The sequence below is a fragment of the Polaribacter sp. M10 genome (assembly GCF_054968445.1).
Genome location: NZ_JBSSBG010000023.1, coordinates 1 through 22,433 on the forward strand (window position 1 = coordinate 1; position 22,433 = coordinate 22,433).

A 22,433-nucleotide genomic window follows, 5' to 3' on the forward strand; every position below is an offset into this window, starting at 1 on the left:
GATGGAGGGACTCGAACCCACGACCTGCTGATTACAAATCAGCTGCTCTAGCCAGCTGAGCTACATCGGCTTTTGTTGTATAACAACTCCCTTTTTTAGTAAAGGTGCGCGAATGTACTAAGTTTTGGAATAATTACAAATAAATATTTTATTTTTTTGATATTATTATTTTTATGCATCTAATGATCTAGTATTTATCGGAATTTATATTGTTGGTAATATGCAGATAATAAAGTATTTAAACACCTTTCAAAGTTTAAATCACTTTAAACTGTGTCACATAGTCATTATCAATATCTTTAAAGCTATTGGTACAATATACATGGTCTATGGTTTCTTTTAATGCATCAAAACCATAGTTAAATTGTGCATGTGTAACATATAAAAAAACCTTATTTGCACCTTGAGACTTCAATTCTTGGGCTAAGAATTGAAAGGTTCTTCCTCCGTCTGCCAAATCATCAACTATTAAACAATCTTTCCCTTTAACATTACCCTGAATATAAATTACAGGAACCCCATTTACTCTCACTTTATTAGAAGGTACTAAGTCTGCCTTTAGTTTTTCTGCTATTTCATGCGTTGTCTTATAAGCGCCTGCATCTGGACTTACTAATACTGGATTTCCAATAGTTTTACAGGCTTTTTCTACATATTTAAAATGCGTTATTATATCAGAATTATGTATTAAAGCCAATGAAATAGCACTGTGCGGATGCAATAGAGACACTTTATCAAATTTCATGGTATTGATAAAATTTGTGATTACTTTTAAATCAAAAGATGCCCCTTTATTGAATCTTCTATCAGAACGTTGCCCAATTAAACAGTAGAGGGTTAAGGTGGTGATTGCTGTTTTATTTGTTGTATTTTCGGCATCCCAAGCTTCTTTTATAGCTGCTATTTTGAATAAATCTTCGTAGCTATTCCCTCTAATTTTAATGTCTAAATTCCCAGTATCAAGTATTTTGGCAGTAACCTGACCATCTTTAAAAGTATCTATTTGATAGTTCATCGTTTTATATATTTAAAGGGTTTTATTAATTTGATTTCTTATTTCTTCTAAGTTCGTTTGATTCTTAAATTGGCCGTTTTGATAAATTACTTGTAAAGCTCCTTTCTTTTCTTCTGCAGGAGTTACTTTATCAATTAAAACATATTCCTTATTTTTAATCACTACTTTTACCAATCCTTTAGCTGATTTTTTAACGCCATCATCTGTAATTGGGTCTTTAAAGATTTCTCTTCGTTCTCCATTTACAACAACCGAAGTTGCTTTCATTGCAAACCCAAAAGTATCTCTGGTATTAAATTGATAGGTGAATGAACCGATTCCTAAAACCACGTTTGTAGTTGCAAATCCTTTACTGTAAAGACGTTTGCAAATTTCTTCTGCTCTTTCTGTAGTAATGCTGTCTCCGTAAATAGCACCAATGTGTGGGTTTAAAACTTTAAACCCTTGTGCATTTATAGTCCCTCCAAATAAATCCCAAAGTAACTCTACCACACCTTTGTTTTTAGGCGACTCTGCCCCTGGTGTTTTAGTTTCTCCACAAATGATTTCTACAGGATCTCCACTATCTGGTCTTATCACTAATTTACCATCTCTCGCTAACACTTCTTCTTTTAACTGAGGTAAATATACCGTAAGAACTTTCCATAAATCCCAAGTGTCGCTAACTACAGATAATATACCTGTTGGATAAGTTTCCATTAATTGTCTAAATGTACCTATTTCATCCTCTTTGGTTCCTGCACACATCACAGAGTGTTCCGTAGCATTTACAGAACCAATAACAAAACCTTTTGCATGGTAATAATTGCGTAAGCTAGTAATTACTGGTAAGGTATCTGAACCTAAAAAGACGGTTGCATGTCCCATTCCTGAAGAAACTGCACTTTGCAAACCTCCCATGCCTCTCATAGAAAAATCATGTCCTTGAAAATCAATAAAAGCGATATTTTCTTTATCTGTTTTTAAAGCCCAATTCTTAAAAATTCTTTTATATCGCAATGCTATGGAAGCAGAAGTCATTGGTTGCCAAAGCATTGTTGAGAGTATTGTTTCTAAGAAATTAGTAATCCAATAAAAGTCTTTATTTGTGTTTACAACGGTTAGCATGGGTACACGAACCGGAACTTCTACACCTTCTGGTAATGATTTTGCTTTTATTGGAAGGTATTGTAAATCGTGAAGTTTTTCAAAATGAGTTACATCATATTCTGTACCTAAATACATTGATAATTCTTCTTTGATTTGATTACAAACAATCTCTTTAGGTTTGGAAAAGAAATATTCATTAAAATAATTATGCAACCATTTAAAAACATATTGTTGACCAAAAGATACTACTTTATCACATCCATTTGGAGCGTATTTGTTGCTTCTTGGTGTCCAATTAGAATATACTTCTGTTGTACCTTTCGGATATTGTTGGTGGTGTCCTGTTTTGTATCCGTCTGTTAATAATAGTGCGTTCATCATAATAGTGTTTGCGTAATTATAACACAAACATACATTAGAACAAATTAACCACCAAATATATTTTGTGTTATTTTTACGCTAATTACTTATTATTTTGTTTTTAAGGTATTTATATTTCAAAAATAATTCCTTCCTTTTTAAGTTGGAAGTATCTTTTTTGGTTAAACTGGAATAAATTGGCAGGTCTACCAGAACCTTTCGATACTTTTTCTTCTAGCTCATCCAATACATTTAATCCAATTATTTTCTTTCTGAAGTTACGTCTATCAATAGCTCTACCCGAAAGAGTTGCGTATAGCTTCTCTAAATCAGAAAACGGAAACTTTTTATCTAGTAACTCAAATCCAATAGGTTCATAGGTTATTTTACCTTGTAATCTTTTAATAGCAGCCTCTAAAATCTCTTGGTGGTCAAAAGAAAGATCTGGTAGTTCATTTATAGAAAACCAATGGGCTTGTTCTGCATCTGTAGATGCCATAATTTTAAAAGCATTGGGTCTTACCAATCCAAAATAGGCTATAGACACTACCCTACCTCTTGGATCTCTATCGGGTTTGCCAAATGTGTAAAGTTGTTCTAGGTAATTAATTTGAACTCCTGTTTCTTCAAATAATTCTCTCTCTACAGCTTCTTCTAAAGATTCATCGTTTAAAACAAAACCACCAGGGATTGCCCATTGCCCCTCAAAGGGAGCATACTTTCTTTTTATTAGTAACACAGAAATATTGCCTTCTTCGTACCCAAATACCACTGCGTCTACGGAAAGTTTTATTGATTGCTTGCTCATTATGTGTAGTTTGTACACAAAAATAGGGAATTATAATTAGTTTTCATTTTTATAGATGCTTAGTATACAAATTAAATGCTAGTTTCTTATACTAGTTGTAAAAAAGGATTCACTTCCATTAACCTTTAAAAATCATAAAAATAACATGAAAGATTTGCTTTTGTTCACTTATTCTACAACAAAAAAACACCAAACATTGGTAATACAATGTTTGGTGTTTTAAATAGTTCTATTTTTTTAGTTGGATTATAATCTACTTAAGAGTTCCGCTTTTTTGTTTTCGAATTCGGATTCGCTTAAAATGCCTTTGTCCTTTAAGCCTGCAATTTTCTCTATTTTTATAAAGATATCTTCTTCAAAACTATTCGCATTATTATTGAATGGGGCAACTTCTGGCATTGGTGCTGATTGCTCTACTACCGCTTGTGGTTCTTGGTTGTAATTGGTATTGTTAGGTGCCGCATTTGTATTCTTTAGATGCTCTCCTCCAGAAACAATCGGCAACTGGTTTAAGTCTACATTACCATATTGACTGGTGAAAGATACCGAATACGAACCTCCTTGTTGTTGACCCGTACCTCCTATTTGATGATCTAAAGTATCAAAAACGGTTACTTTACCATTTTCTTGTATGGCCAAACGATTGATTTGAGAAAAAATAGCATAACTGGTATTGTTCTGACTTCCTGTTGAATTCGGAAACCCTAAATCTCCCCACCAATTGCCTGCATTACCAGACATGAATCCGTTTTTTGTATTGGTTTTTGGTAAGGGTTTGTATTGGATGTTTCCTTGATTGATCATGTTTGATAGTTCGTAACATAGGCCATCTACAGTGGCTTTTAATCCGTTGTTAAACATATCGCCTACCATGGTCATTCCGCCCAACATCCATTGGCCTCCACCCCCTAATTCAGGTATGTTAAATTGTGCCATGCTGCCTCCACTTTGCATTAAGGCTTGTGTTAAATCTGTTACTGCGTTTACGCTAATTCCGTAACGATTGGCTACGTTTTGCATATTCTGAAAACTAGCCTCTGTATATATTGAATTCATAGTATTTTATTGTTTTAGTTGAGACTTATCCGATGATAAGATCTGGGGTCAAAGGTAGTCTTTAGTTGCTTGAAACTAGTCTTTTTATGTGAAATGTTTATGATGTTAATACTATCATTTTGTAAAGAAAAAGCAATGGAATTTACCTTGTAGAGTTCTTTAGACTGCTCTTAGAGTAACAAATTTAGAATGAATAGCTTGTTTATGGATAAAAACCCTTCAATTGTACTCTTTAGCACAATGGAAGGGTTTTTGTTATGATTGTTGGTTACCTGTACTATTATCTACTTGTTATCCAAATTTTACACTAGTCATTGTTAGTGAACCTCCTAAAGGATTGTTGTTAAAAATTGAAATATCATCCTTTTTACTTTTTAATCCTAAGGTGTACAATAAGGGCAAATAATGCTCTGGTGTAGGAATGGCTAGGTTAAAAGCTTGGCCTTGCTTTTTAAAGTCAATAAGGTTTTGGTGATTTCCTTCCAAAATCCATTGTTGTATTTTGTTATCTGCTTCTATTGCCCAATCATAACCATAGGTTTGGTTGATTTTTCTAAAGTCTATTCTTCGCAAATTATGAACAATATTACCACTACCAACAATAAGCACACCTTTATCTCTTAGTTTTTTTAATTGTTGTGCTAAGTTGTAATGTTGCTGTGGTGCCATCCTATAATTTAAACTCAATTGAATAACAGGTACATCTGCTTTAGGAAATAGATGTTTAACAACTGTCCAAGCTCCGTGGTCTAATCCCCATTTATCATCTAAATGAACGGATCCTGCTGGATTGATAAATTCTGAGATTTCTTTAGCCAATTCTGGATGTCCAGGTGCTGGATATTGTACTTGGAATAACTCTTTAGAAAATCCGCCAAAATCGTGAATAGTTCTAGGGTTTTGCATGGCTGTAACGAAAGTTCCGTTTGTTTCCCAGTGCGCAGAAACGACAATAATAGCATTGGGTTTGTCTAGTTGCTGCCCTTGCTTTTTAAACTCTCTCACAAACTCATTGTCTTCAATACCATTCATAGGCGAGCCATGTCCTAAAAAAAGGACAGGCATTCGCTTAGAATTGGTAAAAGAATCTGTTATGGTTTCTAATTTATTTAAGGCGGATATCATAGGCAAATGTAATGCGGTTAGTCCTGCTAATTGTAGAAACTTTGTACGCTTCATTTTAAGCGTATAGATGGGTTAAAAATTCTTTAGGAGTGGTTGGTTTTCTGCCTATTAGTTGCTCTAAGGAATTATCGGACATTTCTAATTCACCATTGGCTTGTGCTACCGAGAACGCTGTAAAGATACCAATATACTCTTCAGGTACGCCATACGATTTTAATGTAGCTTGATATTCTTCTGCTGAAGGCGATTGATAATTAATGCTTTTACCTGTAACTTGAGCAATAGTTTCTGCAACTTCTTGGTAAGAAATTGCTTGATGGTTTACTAGTGGATACGTTTTATTTTCGTGCCCATTAGAGGTTAATACCACAGCTGCAGCTTCTGCCAATTCTTGTCTTAATACTAAACTAGATTTCCCCTCTTTTGCTGGTTGCAAAATTATACCTGTTTCTAATACTTGTTCTCCTATAAACATTGGAAGCATATCTAGATAAGTAGCATTTTGTAAAATAGTATAAGTAATACCACTTTCTTTTAGCCAGTTTTCGGTTTTTAAGTGCGAATCTTGTAAAAAAGCAATAGCAGAATTATCTGGTTCTTGGTTTCTCATAAATGACGTATATACCACATGCTTTACTCCTGCTTCTTTGGCTGCATTTACTACATTTAGATGCTGCTCTGCACGGTTTTCTATTTCGCTACTAGAAATAAATAACAATTTATCTACGTCTTTAAAAGCTTCTACCAAAGAATCATAATTGGTGTAATCTCCTATTTTAACGGTAATTCCGTCTGCTTTATAATGGTTTGCTTTTTCCTCACTTCTTGAAAGTACCGAAATATCTGAGGAGCTTACCCCCTTTGCTATTAATTGTTTAACGGTATGTTTACCGAATTCGCCTGTTGCGCCTGTTATTAAAATCATTTTTATTATTATTTATTTTGAACACTATTTCAAAAGTAATACTTTTGCTATATAAAGTATAGTTAGTTACAAATAAATATTACTATACAAAAGTATAGTAAATATATAATAGTTTAATTATGAGTGATTTTAACACAATCTCTGAAGTAAAAAAATGTCCTAAGCAATATGTATTGGCGATTAATGATGCCTTAAACGTAATTAGCGGAAAATGGAAATTGCCGATAATTGCATCGTTATTGTATGGCAATCATAGGTATAAGGATATTAAAGGAAATATTGATAAAATAACGCCAAGAATGCTGTCTAAAGAACTAAAAGAATTAGAACTGAATGGTGTGGTTAAAAGAACCGTTTACGATGATACACCTGTGCGAATTGAATATCATTTAACGGAGTCTGGTAAAAACATTCTAAGTGTTTTAGATGTGATGATAGAATGGGGTTTAATGCATAGAAATGCAGTTGCAAAAACCTTATAAATTATTTATACTCATTATGCCTAACTTGTTTTATGGTAATAGATTTAATTACTATTAAATTATTGGTTAGACATAATGAGTACAAATTGTAAACTATTATGGTAATATTTTAAAACAGAAGTATTTTTATATTCTTACCTGTCCATCACCAAAAACATAGTATTTGTTGGTAACCAGTTGTTTTAATCCTAATGGACCTCTATGATGAAGTTTGTCTGTACTAATTGCTAGTTCTGCACCAACCCCCATTTGACCACCATCTGTAAATCTTGTAGAAGCATTGTGATATACTGCAGCACTATCTACATTTTGCATAAAGTTAATGGCTTCTGTTTTGTTTTCGGTAATGATAGCTGCAGAATGTTTACCTGAAAACTTATTGATAGTATCTATAGCCTCTTGTAAAGTGTCTACTTGGCCAATTACTATTTTTAAAGCTAAAAACTCTTGATACCAGATTTCTGGGTTGCTCACTTTTTCTTTTTGCGAAAGAATATGAGCTACTTGATCATCTACTAGAATTTCTACATTGTGCATTTCTAGTTTTTCTTGAAGCATTTTTAACTTTATTTCGTATTCTGGAAGGTTTTTATTGATTAAAACTTTGTCTAATGCATTACAACCTGAAATTTTATCTGTTTTGGCATTGATAATTACGTTTACGGCTTTGCTCCAATCTGCATGCTCGGAAATGTATAAAAAGTTATTACCTCTACCACTTACTAATACAGCGCAAGTTGCATGGGTTTTTACAAAATTAATTAAACGTTCGCCACCACGAGGTACAATTAAATCTAAAGGTTCTGTTGGGTTTTTTAAAAATTGCTGTGTTTCTTCGCGTTTAAGGTGCAATAGTTTAATCCAATCTTTAGAAAGGCCATTTGCTGTTAACGCTTGGTGCCAACATTTTTCTAAAACCATGTTGCTATGGTAGGCTTCTTTACCCCCTTTTAGTAAAATTTTATTATTGGCTTTAAAGGCCAATACTGCAGCTTCTATGGTAACATCTGGTCTAGATTCGTAGATGATTAGAATGGTACCAAAAGGAGCTGTGGTGTTTACGATATTAAGATTGTTTTTTAAGGTTCTGTTGGATATTTCTTGACCAACAGGATCTTCTTGTTGCATTACTTCCTTTACGGCTGTAATCATTTCATCTATTTTCTTGTTGTTTACAACAAGTCTATCGTAAAGCGCTTGATCTTCTCTTTGAAAAGCCTCTAAGTCTTTTTTGTTTTCTGCAATAATATGCTCACGTTCGTGCTCTAAAATCTCTATCATTGATTTTAAAACCTTGTTTTTTATATCAGTATTTAAAAGTTTCATTTCATTAATTTTTTAGTAATTATTATTCAGCAGTAATAAATTTAGTACCTACATCTTTATCGTTAACGATATCTACAATTACATTATCTTGTTTACCATTAGCTATGTAGGTTGTAATGTTTTTGTTAGCAGTACCTTTGGCTACTTTTAATTTAGATGCCATGCCCCCTCTTCCTTCGCCTTCGGTTTTATTAGAAGATTGCACATACTGCTCTACGTTTTCTGTGGTTTTTACTTCGCTTATAATTTCGGATTCATCGTCGTCTGGATGACCTGTATATAAGCCATCTGTATCGGAAAGAATGATTAATAAATCTGCATCTAGAAGTTCTGCAACCAAACTAGCCAATTCATCATTATCCGAAAACATAGACATTGTTAAGGATACTGCATCATCTTCATTAGCAATTGGTATAATGCCTTCTGATAACAATCCTTCGTAACAGCTTATCATATTTTCGCGGTGTTTGCCCGGATCAAAATCACGTTTTGTGGCTAATATTTGTCCACAACGCATGCCATAATCATGTACTATTTGATAATAATGACGCATCATACGAGGTTGCCCCACAGAAGAATACACTTGTCTTCTGGTAGATTTATCTTTTATCTTTATGTCTCCTAATATTTCTTTACCAGCTATAACAGATCCTGAGGATACTAGTATAACACTGATATCATCTTCGTGTAAAACTGCAATTTGTCTTACCAGTTCTCGTAATACAGGGCCTAATATTCTATTATCTTTATTTGTAAGCACGTTGGTTCCTACTTTTACAACCACACGTTTTATTTGTTGACTCATTATATTTAATTTTCTTTACCTAATTCTATAGCTCTTTCAAACGCAGCATAGGCCGCATTTTTAATTAGTTGATTTACATTATTATCTTCCATAGAGTCTATTGCAGCTCGAGTTGTGCCTCCTTTTGAAGCGACACGATTGATCCACTTTTCTGGTGTTAGGTCTGCTTGGTTAAATAATTCTATGGCCCCCTCAAAGGTGTTGCTTACCAGTATTTTTGAATCGTAGTCTGAGAAGCCCATTTTTAGAGCAGCTTCTAACATAGACTGCATAAAATAAAACACATAAGCAGGACCACTACCAGAAATACCTGTAGAGGCATCGATAAAGTTTTCGGTTTCTACGTGAATTGATGTACCAGTGGTGTCTAATAAATTGCGAACAAGAATAAGTTCTACTTTAGAAACGGCTTTAGATTCTGTATAAGAGGTAACCCCTTTACCTACTTGAGCAGGTAAGTTGGGCATGGTACGGATTACTTTTTTAGAGCCTAATTTTTGTTGGATTGTTTTTATAGTAACCCCAGCCATTAAAGAAACAAAGATTTGCTGATTATTTAACATGGGTTTCATCTGTTCGAACAAATCATCGCTATGATAAGGTTTTACAGCAATAAATACAATGTCTGCTTTGGGTAAACAATCGTCTAAAAGATGATAGGCGTTGAACCTAGGGTCTTTGTTTAAACTCTCTATTTTAATTGAATCGGTATCATATATCATTAACTTATGCTTGCTAAGCAAAGGAGAAGTTGACATACCTTCTGCGTAGGTTAAGCCCATATTACCGGCTCCAATAACTAATACTTTCATTTTTTGTTTTTTTTATACAAATAGGTTACAATCTTTACAATCTTTTACTCTGCCATGGTATGTTTCTCTATACTTATAAAGCGTTTTTATAGACACGCCTAGCATTTGTTTTTTTATGTATGTTACAGAGGTTGTGAGTACTCCCATTTTAGGTGAATACCTACTTTCTATTTTTGTTTGTCTTTTAATAGATACTAGTTTCATTTTATTTTTAACTGGTTTATATGAATGCTTGTTTGTTGTGAACACTGATAGCTCACAACATTTAGAAATGACTTATATATGTAAAAATATAGTGTTGTATTACAAACACTTTTACTTAAATAAGGATAATTTTAAAAGGAGATTAAATGGTAGGAGGAATGAATTTATCCGACTGGTTTCGGAAAACAAGAAAGTTAAAACTGAAAATTCTTTTGTTCTTTTTGTCTTTAAGTTTTTTTACCATCTGGTGCAAAGATAAAATTTAAAAGATAGACTAACAAGAATTGATTGCTTTAATCGGGATTTTAGTCATTTGCTTTTTACGATTAAAAAGACAATAAAAGGGTAATTTACCTGATCCATATCAACTGTAAAGAATTAACTATAAAGCACTTACACCTACTTATTTATCCCTTTATTTACTGTGTATGTGGAGGCAGCAGAACGTGTAATTGGCTTGCCTTAATTGCATAAGGCAATTATTAAGTTCAGGTTTCGATGTTTATTTTAACTGTATGGATTTCTCTGGATTGTTTAGTAGTAAACTTAAACTTACAAGGATTGGGTTTGGTTGTGTAAATTCTGTGTTTGCTTACTGTAAGTGCTTACAAGGTGTTATAATGTACGTGCTTTAGGTAAAACTTTATTCTATTTTAGTTGGCAAAGAGGGAATCCTTTTTAAAAGAAAAGTTGAATTTACTATAGCCAGGATAAATGTATTTTACTTTATAAGAAATTAAAGCATTTTAGGGCGTTGTATTTTTAACTGTTTTCGGGTTGAATAATAAAACTACGCTCGCTAAAGGCAGGAATAGTAGGTGTTGCTTCGTAAAAAAAGTCTAGTTTGTCTTTGTTGTCCATCATACCTAAGCTGTACAGCAATGGTACATAATGATCTGGTGTTGGAGAAGCGAGCTTGCCTAATTTATGACTAGTTAGATAATTGGTTAAGTCTTTAAAGTTTCTAGCTTCGAGTTGTTGTTTTAACCAAGCATCGTACTCTGTTTCCCATCCAAAAATAGAGTAATCTCCTGTTCTCATTTTTTGCATCACTAAGCTTAAATTGTGAATTAACGAACCACTACCAATCACCAAAACGCCTTTTTCTCTTAAAGATTTAAGTTGCTGACCCATGTTAAAATGGTATTCTGGTTGTGCGTTGTAGTTAATACTCATTTGAAATACAGGTACATCAGCAGCTGGAAATAAGTGCATTAACATGGGCCAAGCGCCATGGTCTAATCCCCATTCATCGGTTTCTTCTATTGTGGTGACCAATTTGGTAATTTCTTTGGCAATGTCTGGTGCACCTTGTGCACTATATTTTGGATCGTAATAATGCTCTGGAAAGCCATAGTAATCATAAATCTGTTTTTGCTGCACCGAATTATTAACCATGGTTTTACCATTGGTACACCAATGTGCAGAAACCACCAAGGCTGCTTTTACTTTATAGTTCTGTTTTAATTCCTTTCCTAAATGGTATAATTTCATCCAAAAAGGACGCTCTTCTTTGCTCATAGGAATATCCATAGGATTACCATGAGAAGTAAATAGTACAGGCATTTTTTTAGACTGCTTTGGTAGCTTGTCTGTATATTTTTTAAGGTCTTTTAATCCGTTCATTGTAATAAATGCATCAGTTGTACCAAGTGATAAGCTACCATAAATATAATTGATTTGTTGTAAACCCTTTTCTATTTATGGTAGCATGTTTTGTTTATTGTTTAGGTAAAATAGGTGCTTTTTTAGTACGTCCCCAAACTACAAATACAGCAAGTAACAAGAAAAAGATATTCATGCCAATTAATGATGCTTCTCCTCTTGAAATATGAAAAATACTTGCAACAATCATAAGGGCAATAGTTCCGTATGCAGCAAAAACAGATAGTTTTGGTTGAATTTTAAAAGCAGCTGGTAAAATGATACCTATACCACCAAGAAAATCTACGATTCCTGTAAATGTAAGTAGTCCAGGATTATCCAATGCCCATGGTAGCATTTTTGCTGTTTCTTCTATAGGTTGAAGTAATTTTGCGTATGCTGCCCAAAGTAAGGTTAGCGCAATAAGGCCTTGTGCTATCCAAAGTAAAATGTTTACTGCTTTTGATGTTTTAGAATTTGCTATTGTAGTCATATTTTATATTTTTAAATTAATAGTGCAAATGTCATCCATGCCATATTGTTATGCATTAATGTAGATTAAGAAATTAAAGTGCGTGATTTAGTTGCTGTTTTTTAATTGTTAAATAGTCTAGATTATACTTGTTGGGTTCAGTTCTTAGTGGCTGCACACTTGTTGAAATGCCCGTAAATTTAGAAATGGTTTTTATTTTCTCTGGATTATTTGTTAGCAGTTTTATAGATGCAACACCCAGAAAATCAATTACATGAGCAACGATGTCAAATTTTCTTAAATCGGTATCAAAACCCAATGAATGATTGGCGGCTATGGTGTCTTGTCCTTCGTCTTGCAAAGCATAAGCATTTACCTTATTAAAAAGACCAATTCCGCGTCCTTCTTGTTTTAAGTAGATAACGGCTCCTTCTTTTTGTTCTGATATCAACTTTAAACTGGCTTCAAGTTGCTCACCACAATCGCATTTTAGTGAGGTAAAAACATCACCAGTTATACATTCTGAGTGCACGCGTATAAAAACATCATCTTTTGCCCTTAAATTGCCCATAGAGACGATTAGATGTTCTTTGGAATCTTGTTCACTTTTAAATGAAACAATGTTAAACACACCATATTTAGTGGGTAATTTGGCTGTATTAGAAAACTGTACTTTTTGTTTATGAAATAACATAGTGGTAAATATTAATGTCTATCTATTTAAAATGCTTGGTGCAAAGGTTATTCTTTAAATAGTTTTAGACGTTAATCTATATTAATAAATAAAAGTATAGTGCTTAATCCTTTTTGTTAATCTTGTTTCTTATCGAACTCAAGGTTTCGGGCGTAATGCCAAGATAGGATGCAATCATTTTTTGAGGTACTCGATTGGGTAATTCTGGATAGGTTTGAAGAAAGTATTCATAGCGCTCTCTAGCTGATGCACTCATTAACGATAAAATGCGTCTTTGCATAACACCTATTCTTTTTGTTAGTGCTTCTAAAATTGAATTAAACTCATTCACGTTTTTTTCTGATTGAGAAAAATCACTTACCTCTATAATTACGACTTCTGAGTTTTCAATGGCTTCTATGAAAAGTACTGTTTCATTGTTAAAGGCTTGGGATTCTATATCTGAGGCGATCCAGCCTTCGGATGCAAACATAAAAATGTGTTCTTTTCCTTTTTCATCGATAATATAACTTTTTAAAAGGCCTTTTTTTACATAAAACGCCTTGGCTTGTTTTTGACCGGCACTTTGAAGAACAGCTCCTTTTGAGAACAATCTAGTATTGCTAGTATTTTTAAAAATATCATACATTTATTAAAAAGGGTATCTATTTGTGTACAAGTTTGATATTACTGTTTTGTTAGTTGTTTCAAGTTTCGAATTTAAGAAATTAATATTGAATAAAACATCTGTGCGAATTTTTGTGAGTAGAAATATGGTTTTAAAATTTAGTTTATTTGCCTTTGAAAAGTTTATTACAAAAGAAAGAGGCTACCTGTTGGGTTGCCTCCTACTTTTGATTCTAAGGTTTTCTTACGACCTTGTACTTTTTATTGCATTTGTATTGCTTACCCCACAGCGCTTATTCGCATTGCGTTGGTACTTGATAATTCATATAATTCGGTATTAATTTGTTGATAAAATAAAATTCCTGTTGCCATTATTACGCCCACGGTATTGGGTAACACATTGCTAAACCCTAGATCTACAGTTAGTGTTGTGTCTGCCCCTACTTGCCCTGCTATGGGTATGGCGTTGCTGTAGTTAATTCCGTTGACCGTGTTTTCTGTAGGTTCTACAGGTTCGTACTTTTTTAGGCCTGCATTGTAGGTATAGTTGCTAAGGACTGTACTTACTAAAATGAGTTTAAAGTGCGTGGCGCCTTCTGGCGGTTTTATGTAATTGGAAGCATTAAAATCTGGTACTACCCATGTGGCTATGCTTCTGTTGGCATCTAAGTTAGGTGCTGTGTATTCTGGATAAAAAACCGTGCTTAGTGGTACTTTTTCGTTGAATTCTAGGCCTTCTAAAACTTCTTTGTTGTCTAGAATTTGAAATTCTCTACGCCCACGTAAACCTGTACCCAGGCTGTTGATCCGTTTCATAACTCCGGTAATTCTGCCTGTTATGGTACTGTCTTTAAAGCTTTTAATAATAGAACTAAAGCCAACTCTTAATGCTTTGCCTACGGTAGCAGAAGCCCCAAACTCTGACATGTTTTCTCTTGTTCTTCTGTAATTGGGGTCTGAGTTAATTCTGTTTTTGTCTACACCTCCGGTAGTTTTTACAATACTATTTCCATCTCTTTGATAGAAAGTGAGCCCGCCTAAGGAGCCTTGTAACTTGATAAAGCCTTTTTGCTTTGCCATAATGTTAACGTATTATGACTGCTATGCTTTGGTACACTTTTTAGATTTATATAAGTATTAGAAATCATAGCAATCTGATTCATAAATTGATTTGTATGTATTACAAACCTTAAAAAAACATTAGTCTAATGATATTTTGGATATCCACAATTACTTTATTCTAGTAATTGTTTGGGTGTAAGAAATTTATAGCAATAAAAAGTTTGGCTAAGATAGTATTTATTTTAATACAAACCAAATTTATTTGTTATTTTTTAATCATATTCTTATTTTATTATGATTTTAATTGTTGTTTTGTGATTTTTATTTCTTTTATTTTACGGTATTCGTATTATGGGTTTTAATAGTTTTGACCTGGTGTTTTGGCTTCTGATTTTTTTATTTGGATGGTAAATTCATTCTTGTTTTTTACTTTAAAAAAAGTCTTTGCGTTACTGGCTTTTTTTTGACTTCTTTTTGGGGTGATTTTTGATGCTTTTTTTAGGGTGATTTTGGTGCTTTTTTTGGGGTGATTTTGGGGTAGGCTAAACATGACGTTTATATGACGTTAATATGACGCTGATATGACGCTGATATGGGAGTGGTATTTGGGTGTTTTTTTTAGTGGTGTTTTTGGTGGTGTTTTTTTGTGTTTTTTTGTGTGAAATTTTAGTGGTTTTTGGAGTGATTTATGGGTTTTTTTTTCTTTCTTTTTTTACTTTTTTCCATTGACCTTTTGGCTGCGCTCAGGATACATTCCAATAGTAACGAAAATCTGGAATTTTATTAGTGGTAACCTTTTTTTTAGTGGTTATTTTTATTCATTTACTTTTTTTGCATTGATCCTTCGACTGAGCTCAGGATAGATTCCAAAAGAACCAAAAATATATAGACTTGTCATAGTACAAACTAATGTTTCTGTGAGATTATTTTTACTCTTTACTTTTTTCCATTGATGAAAAAAGTAACAAAAAAATCTAGACTTATTTTAGTTTTCTGAAATTCTACTTTTTATTCCATTATCGCGTCCAGACCGTTGCACTCTTTGGACGCTTGCCATTCCATAAAAATTGAATTTTTACGAAAACGAAAAGTATGTCGGTTTGTGAGGGTTTATTAAGTTTTTTTATTTGCAGGTAATTTTTGCCTTGATTTAGGGACATTTTTATAGTGCTAGGGATTTGTATATTATACCTAAAACAATTGTTTTTTGGTGGTGTTTTTCGTTCTTCTTTACTTTTTTCCATTGAACTTTTGGCTGCGATCAGGGTAAATTCCAATAGTAACAAAAAAATCTAGACTTACTATAATTTCATTGAATTCTACAAGAAATTCCACTACCGTGTACAGATCGTTCCACTTTTTGGACACTTAGCCGTTTCATTTCTTTTGAATTGCTACTGAAATTATAGATATGTCAGTTGTGAGGGTTTATTAAGTTTTTTTATTTGTAGGGGATTTTAACTTGATTTAATGCCATATACATAGTGCTATAGTCTTGAAGATATTATTGTAAAAATTAATGGTTTTTGGTGTGATTATTCTCTTTTATATTGTTTTATTCTTCTTTACTTTTTTCCATTGACCCTTCGACTGCGCTCAGGATAAATTCCAATAGTAACAAAAAAATCTAGACTTACTACAATTTCATTGAATTCTACAAGAAACTCCACTACCGTGTCCAGATCGTTCCACTTTTTGGACACTTAGCCGTTTCATTTCTTTTGAATTACTACTGAAATTATAGGTATGACGGGTTGTTTATTTGTAATTAATTTATATTTTTTTTCTCTTCTTTTCTTTTTTCCATTGATGAAAAAAGTAACAAAAAAATCTAGACTTATTTTAGTTTTCTGAAATTCTACTTTTTATTCCATTATCGCGTCCAAACACCTGGCGCAGGCTGGCCCATTCGCTAAAAATGTCCACTGGACATTTTCTTAACGCTCTGTCCTCTTTGGACGCTTGCCATTCCATAAAAATTGAATTTTTACGAAAACGAAAAGTATGTCGGGTTGTGAGGGTTTATTAAGTTTTTTTATTTGTAGGGGATTTTAACTTGATTTAATGAAATGCATATAGCTATATAAACTTGAAAATATTTTATTGATTAATAATGTTTTATAGGTAGTTTTTTTCTTCTTTACTTTTTTCCATTGACCTTTTGACTGCGCTCAGGATACATACTAAAAGGATTAAAAAAGTAAGACTGATTATAATTGTGAGGATAATTTGGTCTTGAATAGTTTTTACTATGTATATATTATGTTTGTTTTTTTTTAAAGCATAAAAAAAGTCCTACCGAAGCAGGACTAAAGATTTTCATCTACGGCATATAGCCTTATTGTGATAAGATTAAAGATTAGAAATTTTAATCTAAAGTAAAAGTAATAAGATTTTATTAATTATTCATAAAATTTTATTAATTTTATTGTTCTTATTACAAAAATTGCGAAAAAGACATGAATAAAATACTTGGATTAGATCTAGGAACTAACTCTATTGGTTGGGCTTTAATAGATACAGAAAATGATTCTATTTTAGGAATGGGAAGTAGAATTTTCCCTGAAGGTGTTGTTAACTTAGGTGAAGGCGAAGGTAGAGAAACCTCAAAAAATGCTAGCAGAACAGAAGCTAGGGGAGTTAGACGACAAATTTTTAGAAGAAGACTTCGTAAACGTTATTTATTAAAAGAACTAGCAAAACACAACTTATGCCCTATTTCACCTACTTTAGTAAAAGATTGGAATGGAACTGATATTTTTAAAAATGCACTCATAAAGGAGTGGTTTCAATTAAACCCTTATGAATTAAGAGCAAAAGCAATACAAGAAAAAATTTCTTTGATAGAATTGGGTAGAATCTTTTACCACATGATACAAAGAAGAGGTTTTTTAAGTAATAGTAGAAGTGCTGGTGCTGATGTGAAAGAAACGAGCACAATATTTAAAGGAGACGCTAAAATAGGTAAAATAGGAATTAGTGATACATTAAAAAGTATTGAACAAAATAAAACTCTAGGTTCTTTTTTACATAGTATACAGCCCAAAGAAAGTGAACCTTTTTCTGGCGAACTAGAACGTATTAGAAATAGATATACTACAAGACAAATGTATATTGATGAATTTGAAACTATTTGGGAGTTTCAAAAACAATATCATAGTGAGTTAGATTCTAATTTAAAAACAATACTAGGTGGTAGAAAAAAAGATGGTTATAAAGAAGATGGAGTTTTGTTTCACCAAAGACCTTTACGTTCTCAAAAACATTTAGTGGGTTATTGTTCTTTTGAGCCTAAAAAGACAAAGTGCCCTATAAGTGCAATTCCTTTTGAATTGTTTAGAGTTTATCAATGGATAAATACACTTTCTTATGATGTTAATGGAGTTAAACAAAAAATCACAAAAGAAGAGAGAAAGAAAATTATTGACTTATTACTGTCTAAAGAAAAAATTAACTTTAAAGAAATTAGAAAAGTAATTGGTAAATTAGATGGAAGTTATCAGTTTAATTACAAAGACGATGATAAAATAGTAGGATCTCACACTATTAGTAATCTATCGAATAAAAAGTTTTTTGGTAATAAATGGTTTGAATTTTCCGAAAAAGAAAAAGAGAATATTTGGCACGTACTATCTTTCTTTGATGACAGAGAAAAATTAAAAGAATACGCTATAAAACATTGGGGCTTTGATGAAGAAAAGGCCATTAAAATATCTAAGTTTAATTTAAAAGATGGCTATGCTAATTTAAGTAGAAAAGCAATCAATAATATATTACCTTTTTTAGAAAAAGGTTTTATGTATGATATTGCAGTTGGTTTAGCCGGAGTAAGAAATGTATTAGGTAAAAATTGGGATGACCATAAGTATTTTGTATTAGATAATGTACCAGAAATAATACGCTCTAATATTATAGGTGGCTATATAGCACCTTTAAAAAATATGCTAAAAATTGAATTTAATTGTACAGAACAACAATTAAAAAAACTATATCATCATAGTAGTGCTATTGAAACAGCTAGCATACTAGACAAATTACCTGTTGATATAAATTCTGATAGAGAAATACAAAAAATTAAAAACCCTGTTGTTATAACAGCATTGTTTGAAATAAGAAAATTAGTAAACGAAATTATTGATGCTTATGGCAAACCCAATGAAATAAAAGTAGAATTAGCCAGAGATTTAAAAACATCTAAAAAGAATCGTAGAGAAACTAGAAGAAAACAACAGTTTTTAGAGAAAGAAAACGATAGAATAAAAGATGAATTAGAAAAATTAAATCAACGTACTAACCATATCAATATTTTAAAATATAAATTATGGGAAGAATGTAATCATACTTGCCCATTTACCGGTAAAACGATTACTATAAGCCAACTTTTTACAGGAGAAGTACAAATAGAACATATTTTTCCTTGGAGCAGGTCTTTAAATGATAGCTTTACTAATAAAACGCTATGTTTTGCAGATGAAAACAGAGCCAAAGGTAATAGAACACCTTTTGAATTTTATAGTGCACAAGGAGAAAAAAAATGGGAGGCTATAAAATTGCAAGCCTTAAGCTGTTTTAAAGACAAATACCCAAGTTACCCAAATGCTTACAAAAAATTTAAACACTTTGTAAAACAAAAACACGATGAAGATTTTATAAGTAGACAATTAAATGACACTAGATTTATAAGTAAGGAGGCTAAAAATTATTTATCTAAAATATGCTCTAATGTAATGGTAGCACCGGGCCAAATGACAGCTGCTTTAAGGCATCAATGGGGATTAAATAGTATTTTAAACCCGAAAGATGAAACAAAAACAAGAGATGACCACAGACATCATGCCATAGATGCTTTGGTTATGGCTTGTGCAACAAGAAGTCATTTACAAGAATTAAGTAAAAGAAACAGATACCATAAAAACTATGATTTAAAAGATTTTCCTGATCCTTGGCTGAATTTTAGACAAGATGCTGAAAACGCTATAGCACAAATTTTAGTATCTCATAAAAAACATCAAAATTTACTTACAATTAGAACGCATAAAACCAAAAAAAATGGAATAGTTTATAAAAATATTGGTGTTGCTGCAAGAGGGCAATTGCATAAAGAATTTATTTATGGGTTAAGAAAAGCCCCAAACTCACAAAAAGCATTTCATATCAGAAAACCTTTGGAAAGTTTAACCACAGAAAAGCATTTAGACAAGATTGTTGATGATACAATTCGTTTTCTGATATTACAAAGAATTAACAAAATAGGTGGTTTTATTAAAGGAAAAATACCAAAGGAAACTTTTTTTGTAGTTGATGAAAACGGAATAAAGCAACCTCAAATATTTTTACCTAATAGAAATGGTAACCCTGTTCCTATCAAAAAAGTTAGAATTAGAGAAAATATAGGAGGGGCAGAAAAACTAAAAGAAAATATAAATCAGTATGTAAATCCGAGAAATAACCATCACTTGGTGGTTTACTTAAATGAATCTAATTTGTTAAAAAGTAGAATGGTTACTTTTTGGGAAGCAGTTGAAAGAAAAAGAAATTGTGATAATGTAATTCAATTTCCAGTAAAAAGTAAACTTGTTGCAACGATTGCAAAAAATGACATTTTTATTCTTGGAAAACATATAGATGAAATTGACTGGAATGATAACAAAGTATTATCTAAAAATTTATTTAAAGTTCAAAAACTTTCGAAGAAACCAGATTTATCAATGAAAGAAGTTTGCTTTAGAAAAGTGGAAGACTCAAGGCCAGATAAAGAAGCGAGTAAAGATTATGTTTATATTAAAGGTTTTGGGTCCGGAATAACCGGCTGGAAAACATTTAATCCTATTAAAGTAAAAATTAATAGTATTGGAAAAATAGAAAAATTTTAAATACCATTAAAAGTAAAAGTTCTTTGACATACAATTTTCTTACTCTTAAACGACCAAACTACAACTACAAATCTACCAGATTTTTAGCAGCTGGTTTGCAGCAGAGGTTTGATTAAAGATTAGAAAAAACGATATTAGGCACAAAATGCTACCCATTACCAGGCACGTTGTGGTTTGATTAAAGATTAGAAAAAACGATATTGAATCCTTTAGATAATGTTACAACCGATTGTTGTGGTTTGATTAAAGATTAGAAAAAACGATATTTTTCTTTGGTGTTCTTATAGCTGACGGCAGTTGTGGTTTGATTAAAGATTAGAAAAAACGATATCAAAAAAAGGCTTTCAATTGTTCAGTTTGTGTTGTGGTTTGATTAAAGATTAGAAAAAACGATATTATTTCATGATATTATTTATTTAATGTGCAAGTTGTGGTTTGATTAAAGATTAGAAAAAACGATATTCTGGTTTTGGGTTAAGAAACCAAGCTAAAGGTTGTGGTTTGATTAAAGATTAGAAAAAACGATATTTATCTAGATCTGCCAATGCCTCCTGCCTCAGTTGTGGTTTGATTAAAGATTAGAAAAAACGATATTTTTTAAAACCTTTGTCTACTTTAGCTAACAGTTGTGGTTTGATTAAAGATTAGAAAAAACGATATTGGTTTAGGAATTTATGGTTATAAGCGTTATGTTGTGGTTTGATTAAAGATTAGAAAAAACGATATTAAATTATACAATCATCTTTGATAGATCCTAGTTGTGGTTTGATTAAAGATTAGAAAAAACGATATTGTGATTATCGCCATTTTGATAGCCCAGCTTGTTGTGGTTTGATTAAAGATTAGAAAAAACGATATTTGTGCCTGGTAAGTTGTTCTACTTTCATTGTTGTGGTTTGATTAAAGATTAGAAAAAACGATATTTTTAGATGTTGAAACAATAGAAGATGCAATGTTGTGGTTTGATTAAAGATTAGAAAAAACGATATTTAATATAGGTTGGCTTGGTAACGTTAATCAGTTGTGGTTTGATTAAAGATTAGAAAAAACGATATTAAAAATCAGTCAAAAAATATACTACAATTCGTTGTGGTTTGATTAAAGATTAGAAAAAACGATATTAAAACGGAAAAACGATTTAGATCCTGGGCGGTTGTGGTTTGATTAAAGATTAGAAAAAACGATATTAACCATTCAAATTTACAGTTCTATTTTAGGTTGTGGTTTGATTAAAGATTAGAAAAAACGATATTTTCAACATCACCTAAATACGCACTTACTTGTTGTGGTTTGATTAAAGATTAGAAAAAACGATATTTGAGTATACTTTAAATAATTTTAGTGGTTTGTTGTGGTTTGATTAAAGATTAGAAAAAACGATATTCTTGAGCAATTAATTTTGTTTGTGTATCTTGTTGTGGTTTGATTAAAGATTAGAAAAAACGATATTAATAGTATTATTATAATGGTTTTTATGTTGTTGTGGTTTGATTAAAGATTAGAAAAAACGATATTAAATAGAAAAAGAAGATGCTAGGTTGGCGGTTGTGGTTTGATTAAAGATTAGAAAAAACGATATTTTGCTCTAAATCATAAGCACCACCAGCACTGTTGTGGTTTGATTAAAGATTAGAAAAAACGATATTAAAATCTAAAATAAAACAACTGGCAGCTAGTTGTGGTTTGATTAAAGATTAGAAAAAACGATATTAAGGCTATCAAAAAAAAGAAATAGCAGATAGTTGTGGTTTGATTAAAGATTAGAAAAAACGATATTGTGGAGTTTTAGCGGCTTTTGCAGCAATACGTTGTGGTTTGATTAAAGATTAGAAAAAACGATATTTCGAAGGTTCGAATCCTTCAGGGCTCACAGTTGTGGTTTGATTAAAGATTAGAAAAAACGATATTTGCTTTGCGAGTAAGCGAATGCATCAATCTGTTGTGGTTTGATTAAAGATTAGAAAAAACGATATTTATCTTCTTTGTACATATTTTCAGTATTACGTTGTGGTTTGATTAAAGATTAGAAAAAACGATATTTGTAACTTTTGATGCATTAACAATTAATGTGTTGT

Annotated in this window: 16 protein-coding genes and 1 CRISPR repeat array (1 of these 17 running past the window's edge); of the genes, 2 read left to right on the forward strand and 14 right to left on the reverse strand. The window is 31.9% G+C overall.

Annotated elements, in window-relative coordinates; all coding sequences use genetic code 11:
* Positions 1-256: 256 nt before the first annotated feature.
* The 6 genes from ACWYN7_RS15340 to ACWYN7_RS15365 form a co-directional block, all read right to left on the reverse strand.
* A complete protein-coding gene (locus ACWYN7_RS15340) occupies positions 257-1,015 on the reverse strand; it encodes a phosphoribosyltransferase family protein (protein WP_462860852.1) in 759 nt (252 codons plus the stop codon).
* 12 nt (positions 1,016-1,027) lie between these two features.
* Positions 1,028-2,482 carry a nicotinate phosphoribosyltransferase gene (locus ACWYN7_RS15345; protein WP_462860853.1) on the reverse strand — a complete coding sequence of 485 codons (1,455 nt, stop codon included), beginning with the start codon at positions 2,480-2,482 and terminating at the stop codon, positions 1,028-1,030.
* A 112-nt stretch (positions 2,483-2,594) separates the two neighbouring features.
* Positions 2,595-3,272 (reverse strand): NUDIX hydrolase, encoded by a 678-nt coding sequence (locus ACWYN7_RS15350; protein ID WP_462860854.1) that lies wholly within the window; start codon positions 3,270-3,272, stop codon positions 2,595-2,597.
* 246 nt (positions 3,273-3,518) lie between these two features.
* Positions 3,519-4,328: an SHOCT domain-containing protein gene (locus ACWYN7_RS15355; RefSeq protein ID WP_462860855.1), complete on the reverse strand. Its 810-nt coding sequence runs from the start codon at positions 4,326-4,328 to the stop codon at positions 3,519-3,521.
* A 291-nt stretch (positions 4,329-4,619) separates the two neighbouring features.
* The gene (gene ygiD, locus ACWYN7_RS15360) at positions 4,620-5,453 is read right to left on the reverse strand and encodes a 4,5-DOPA-extradiol-dioxygenase (protein WP_462860887.1); all 834 of its coding nucleotides are present in this window, start codon (positions 5,451-5,453) and stop codon (positions 4,620-4,622) included.
* Between the two features lie 55 nt (positions 5,454-5,508).
* A complete protein-coding gene (locus ACWYN7_RS15365; protein ID WP_462860856.1) occupies positions 5,509-6,378 on the reverse strand; it encodes an SDR family oxidoreductase in 870 nt (289 codons plus the stop codon).
* 119 nt (positions 6,379-6,497) lie between these two features.
* Between ACWYN7_RS15365 and ACWYN7_RS15370 the strand changes: the two genes are divergently transcribed.
* Positions 6,498-6,860 carry a winged helix-turn-helix transcriptional regulator gene (locus ACWYN7_RS15370; RefSeq protein WP_462860857.1) on the forward strand — a complete coding sequence of 121 codons (363 nt, stop codon included), beginning with the start codon at positions 6,498-6,500 and terminating at the stop codon, positions 6,858-6,860.
* A 126-nt stretch (positions 6,861-6,986) separates the two neighbouring features.
* On the opposite strand, the gene ACWYN7_RS15375 is transcribed toward ACWYN7_RS15370, so the two are convergent.
* From ACWYN7_RS15375 to ACWYN7_RS15410, 8 genes are all read right to left on the reverse strand, one after another.
* Positions 6,987-8,186, reverse strand: coding sequence for a glutamate-5-semialdehyde dehydrogenase (locus ACWYN7_RS15375; RefSeq protein ID WP_462860858.1), 1,200 nt, complete (start codon positions 8,184-8,186; stop codon positions 6,987-6,989).
* Positions 8,187-8,208: 22 nt separating this feature from the next.
* Positions 8,209-8,991, reverse strand: a complete 783-nt coding sequence (gene proB, locus ACWYN7_RS15380) for a glutamate 5-kinase (protein ID WP_462860859.1) — start codon at positions 8,989-8,991, stop codon at positions 8,209-8,211.
* A 5-nt stretch (positions 8,992-8,996) separates the two neighbouring features.
* Entirely contained in the window at positions 8,997-9,803 is an 807-nt protein-coding gene (gene proC / locus ACWYN7_RS15385) for a pyrroline-5-carboxylate reductase (RefSeq protein WP_462860860.1), read from the reverse strand.
* A 966-nt stretch (positions 9,804-10,769) separates the two neighbouring features.
* Positions 10,770-11,633, reverse strand: a complete 864-nt coding sequence (locus ACWYN7_RS15390) for a dioxygenase family protein (protein ID WP_462860861.1) — start codon at positions 11,631-11,633, stop codon at positions 10,770-10,772.
* A 94-nt stretch (positions 11,634-11,727) separates the two neighbouring features.
* A complete protein-coding gene (locus ACWYN7_RS15395; RefSeq protein WP_462860862.1) occupies positions 11,728-12,144 on the reverse strand; it encodes a DoxX family protein in 417 nt (138 codons plus the stop codon).
* A gap of 73 nt (positions 12,145-12,217) precedes the next feature.
* The gene (ribA, locus tag ACWYN7_RS15400; RefSeq protein ID WP_462860863.1) at positions 12,218-12,817 is read right to left on the reverse strand and encodes a GTP cyclohydrolase II; all 600 of its coding nucleotides are present in this window, start codon (positions 12,815-12,817) and stop codon (positions 12,218-12,220) included.
* A 103-nt stretch (positions 12,818-12,920) separates the two neighbouring features.
* Positions 12,921-13,445 carry a Crp/Fnr family transcriptional regulator gene (locus ACWYN7_RS15405; RefSeq protein ID WP_462860864.1) on the reverse strand — a complete coding sequence of 175 codons (525 nt, stop codon included), beginning with the start codon at positions 13,443-13,445 and terminating at the stop codon, positions 12,921-12,923.
* Positions 13,446-13,702: 257 nt separating this feature from the next.
* Complete coding sequence (locus tag ACWYN7_RS15410; protein WP_462860865.1) at positions 13,703-14,503, reverse strand: hypothetical protein; 801 nt, start codon at positions 14,501-14,503, stop codon at positions 13,703-13,705.
* A gap of 2,441 nt (positions 14,504-16,944) precedes the next feature.
* Between ACWYN7_RS15410 and cas9 the strand changes: the two genes are divergently transcribed.
* Entirely contained in the window at positions 16,945-20,358 is a 3,414-nt protein-coding gene (gene cas9, locus ACWYN7_RS15415) for a type II CRISPR RNA-guided endonuclease Cas9 (RefSeq protein ID WP_462860866.1), read from the forward strand.
* A 100-nt stretch (positions 20,359-20,458) separates the two neighbouring features.
* Positions 20,459-22,433: a CRISPR direct-repeat array (repeat unit 36 nt; unit sequence GTTGTGGTTTGATTAAAGATTAGAAAAAACGATATT); it runs 755 nt beyond the window's last position.

Excerpts from the sequence above, each read along its gene's own strand:
- ACWYN7_RS15355 (WP_462860855.1), bottom strand. The coding sequence starts at position 4,328 with ATGAATTCAATATATACAGAGGCTAGTTTTCAGAATATGCAAAACGTA.
- ACWYN7_RS15410 (WP_462860865.1), bottom strand. The coding sequence starts at position 14,503 with ATGGCAAAGCAAAAAGGCTTTATCAAGTTACAAGGCTCCTTAGGCGGG.
- ACWYN7_RS15390 (WP_462860861.1), bottom strand. The coding sequence starts at position 11,633 with ATGAACGGATTAAAAGACCTTAAAAAATATACAGACAAGCTACCAAAG.
- cas9 (WP_462860866.1), top strand. The coding sequence starts at position 16,945 with ATGAATAAAATACTTGGATTAGATCTAGGAACTAACTCTATTGGTTGG.
- ygiD (WP_462860887.1), bottom strand. The coding sequence starts at position 5,453 with ATGATATCCGCCTTAAATAAATTAGAAACCATAACAGATTCTTTTACC.
- ACWYN7_RS15395 (WP_462860862.1), bottom strand. The coding sequence starts at position 12,144 with ATGACTACAATAGCAAATTCTAAAACATCAAAAGCAGTAAACATTTTA.
- ACWYN7_RS15375 (WP_462860858.1), bottom strand. The coding sequence starts at position 8,186 with ATGAAACTTTTAAATACTGATATAAAAAACAAGGTTTTAAAATCAATG.
- ACWYN7_RS15405 (WP_462860864.1), bottom strand. The coding sequence starts at position 13,445 with ATGTATGATATTTTTAAAAATACTAGCAATACTAGATTGTTCTCAAAA.
- ACWYN7_RS15345 (WP_462860853.1), bottom strand. The coding sequence starts at position 2,482 with ATGAACGCACTATTATTAACAGACGGATACAAAACAGGACACCACCAA.
- ACWYN7_RS15350 (WP_462860854.1), bottom strand. The coding sequence starts at position 3,272 with ATGAGCAAGCAATCAATAAAACTTTCCGTAGACGCAGTGGTATTTGGG.
- ribA (WP_462860863.1), bottom strand. The coding sequence starts at position 12,817 with ATGTTATTTCATAAACAAAAAGTACAGTTTTCTAATACAGCCAAATTA.
- proB (WP_462860859.1), bottom strand. The coding sequence starts at position 8,991 with ATGAGTCAACAAATAAAACGTGTGGTTGTAAAAGTAGGAACCAACGTG.
- proC (WP_462860860.1), bottom strand. The coding sequence starts at position 9,803 with ATGAAAGTATTAGTTATTGGAGCCGGTAATATGGGCTTAACCTACGCA.
- ACWYN7_RS15370 (WP_462860857.1), top strand. The coding sequence starts at position 6,498 with ATGAGTGATTTTAACACAATCTCTGAAGTAAAAAAATGTCCTAAGCAA.
- ACWYN7_RS15340 (WP_462860852.1), bottom strand. The coding sequence starts at position 1,015 with ATGAACTATCAAATAGATACTTTTAAAGATGGTCAGGTTACTGCCAAA.
- ACWYN7_RS15365 (WP_462860856.1), bottom strand. The coding sequence starts at position 6,378 with ATGATTTTAATAACAGGCGCAACAGGCGAATTCGGTAAACATACCGTT.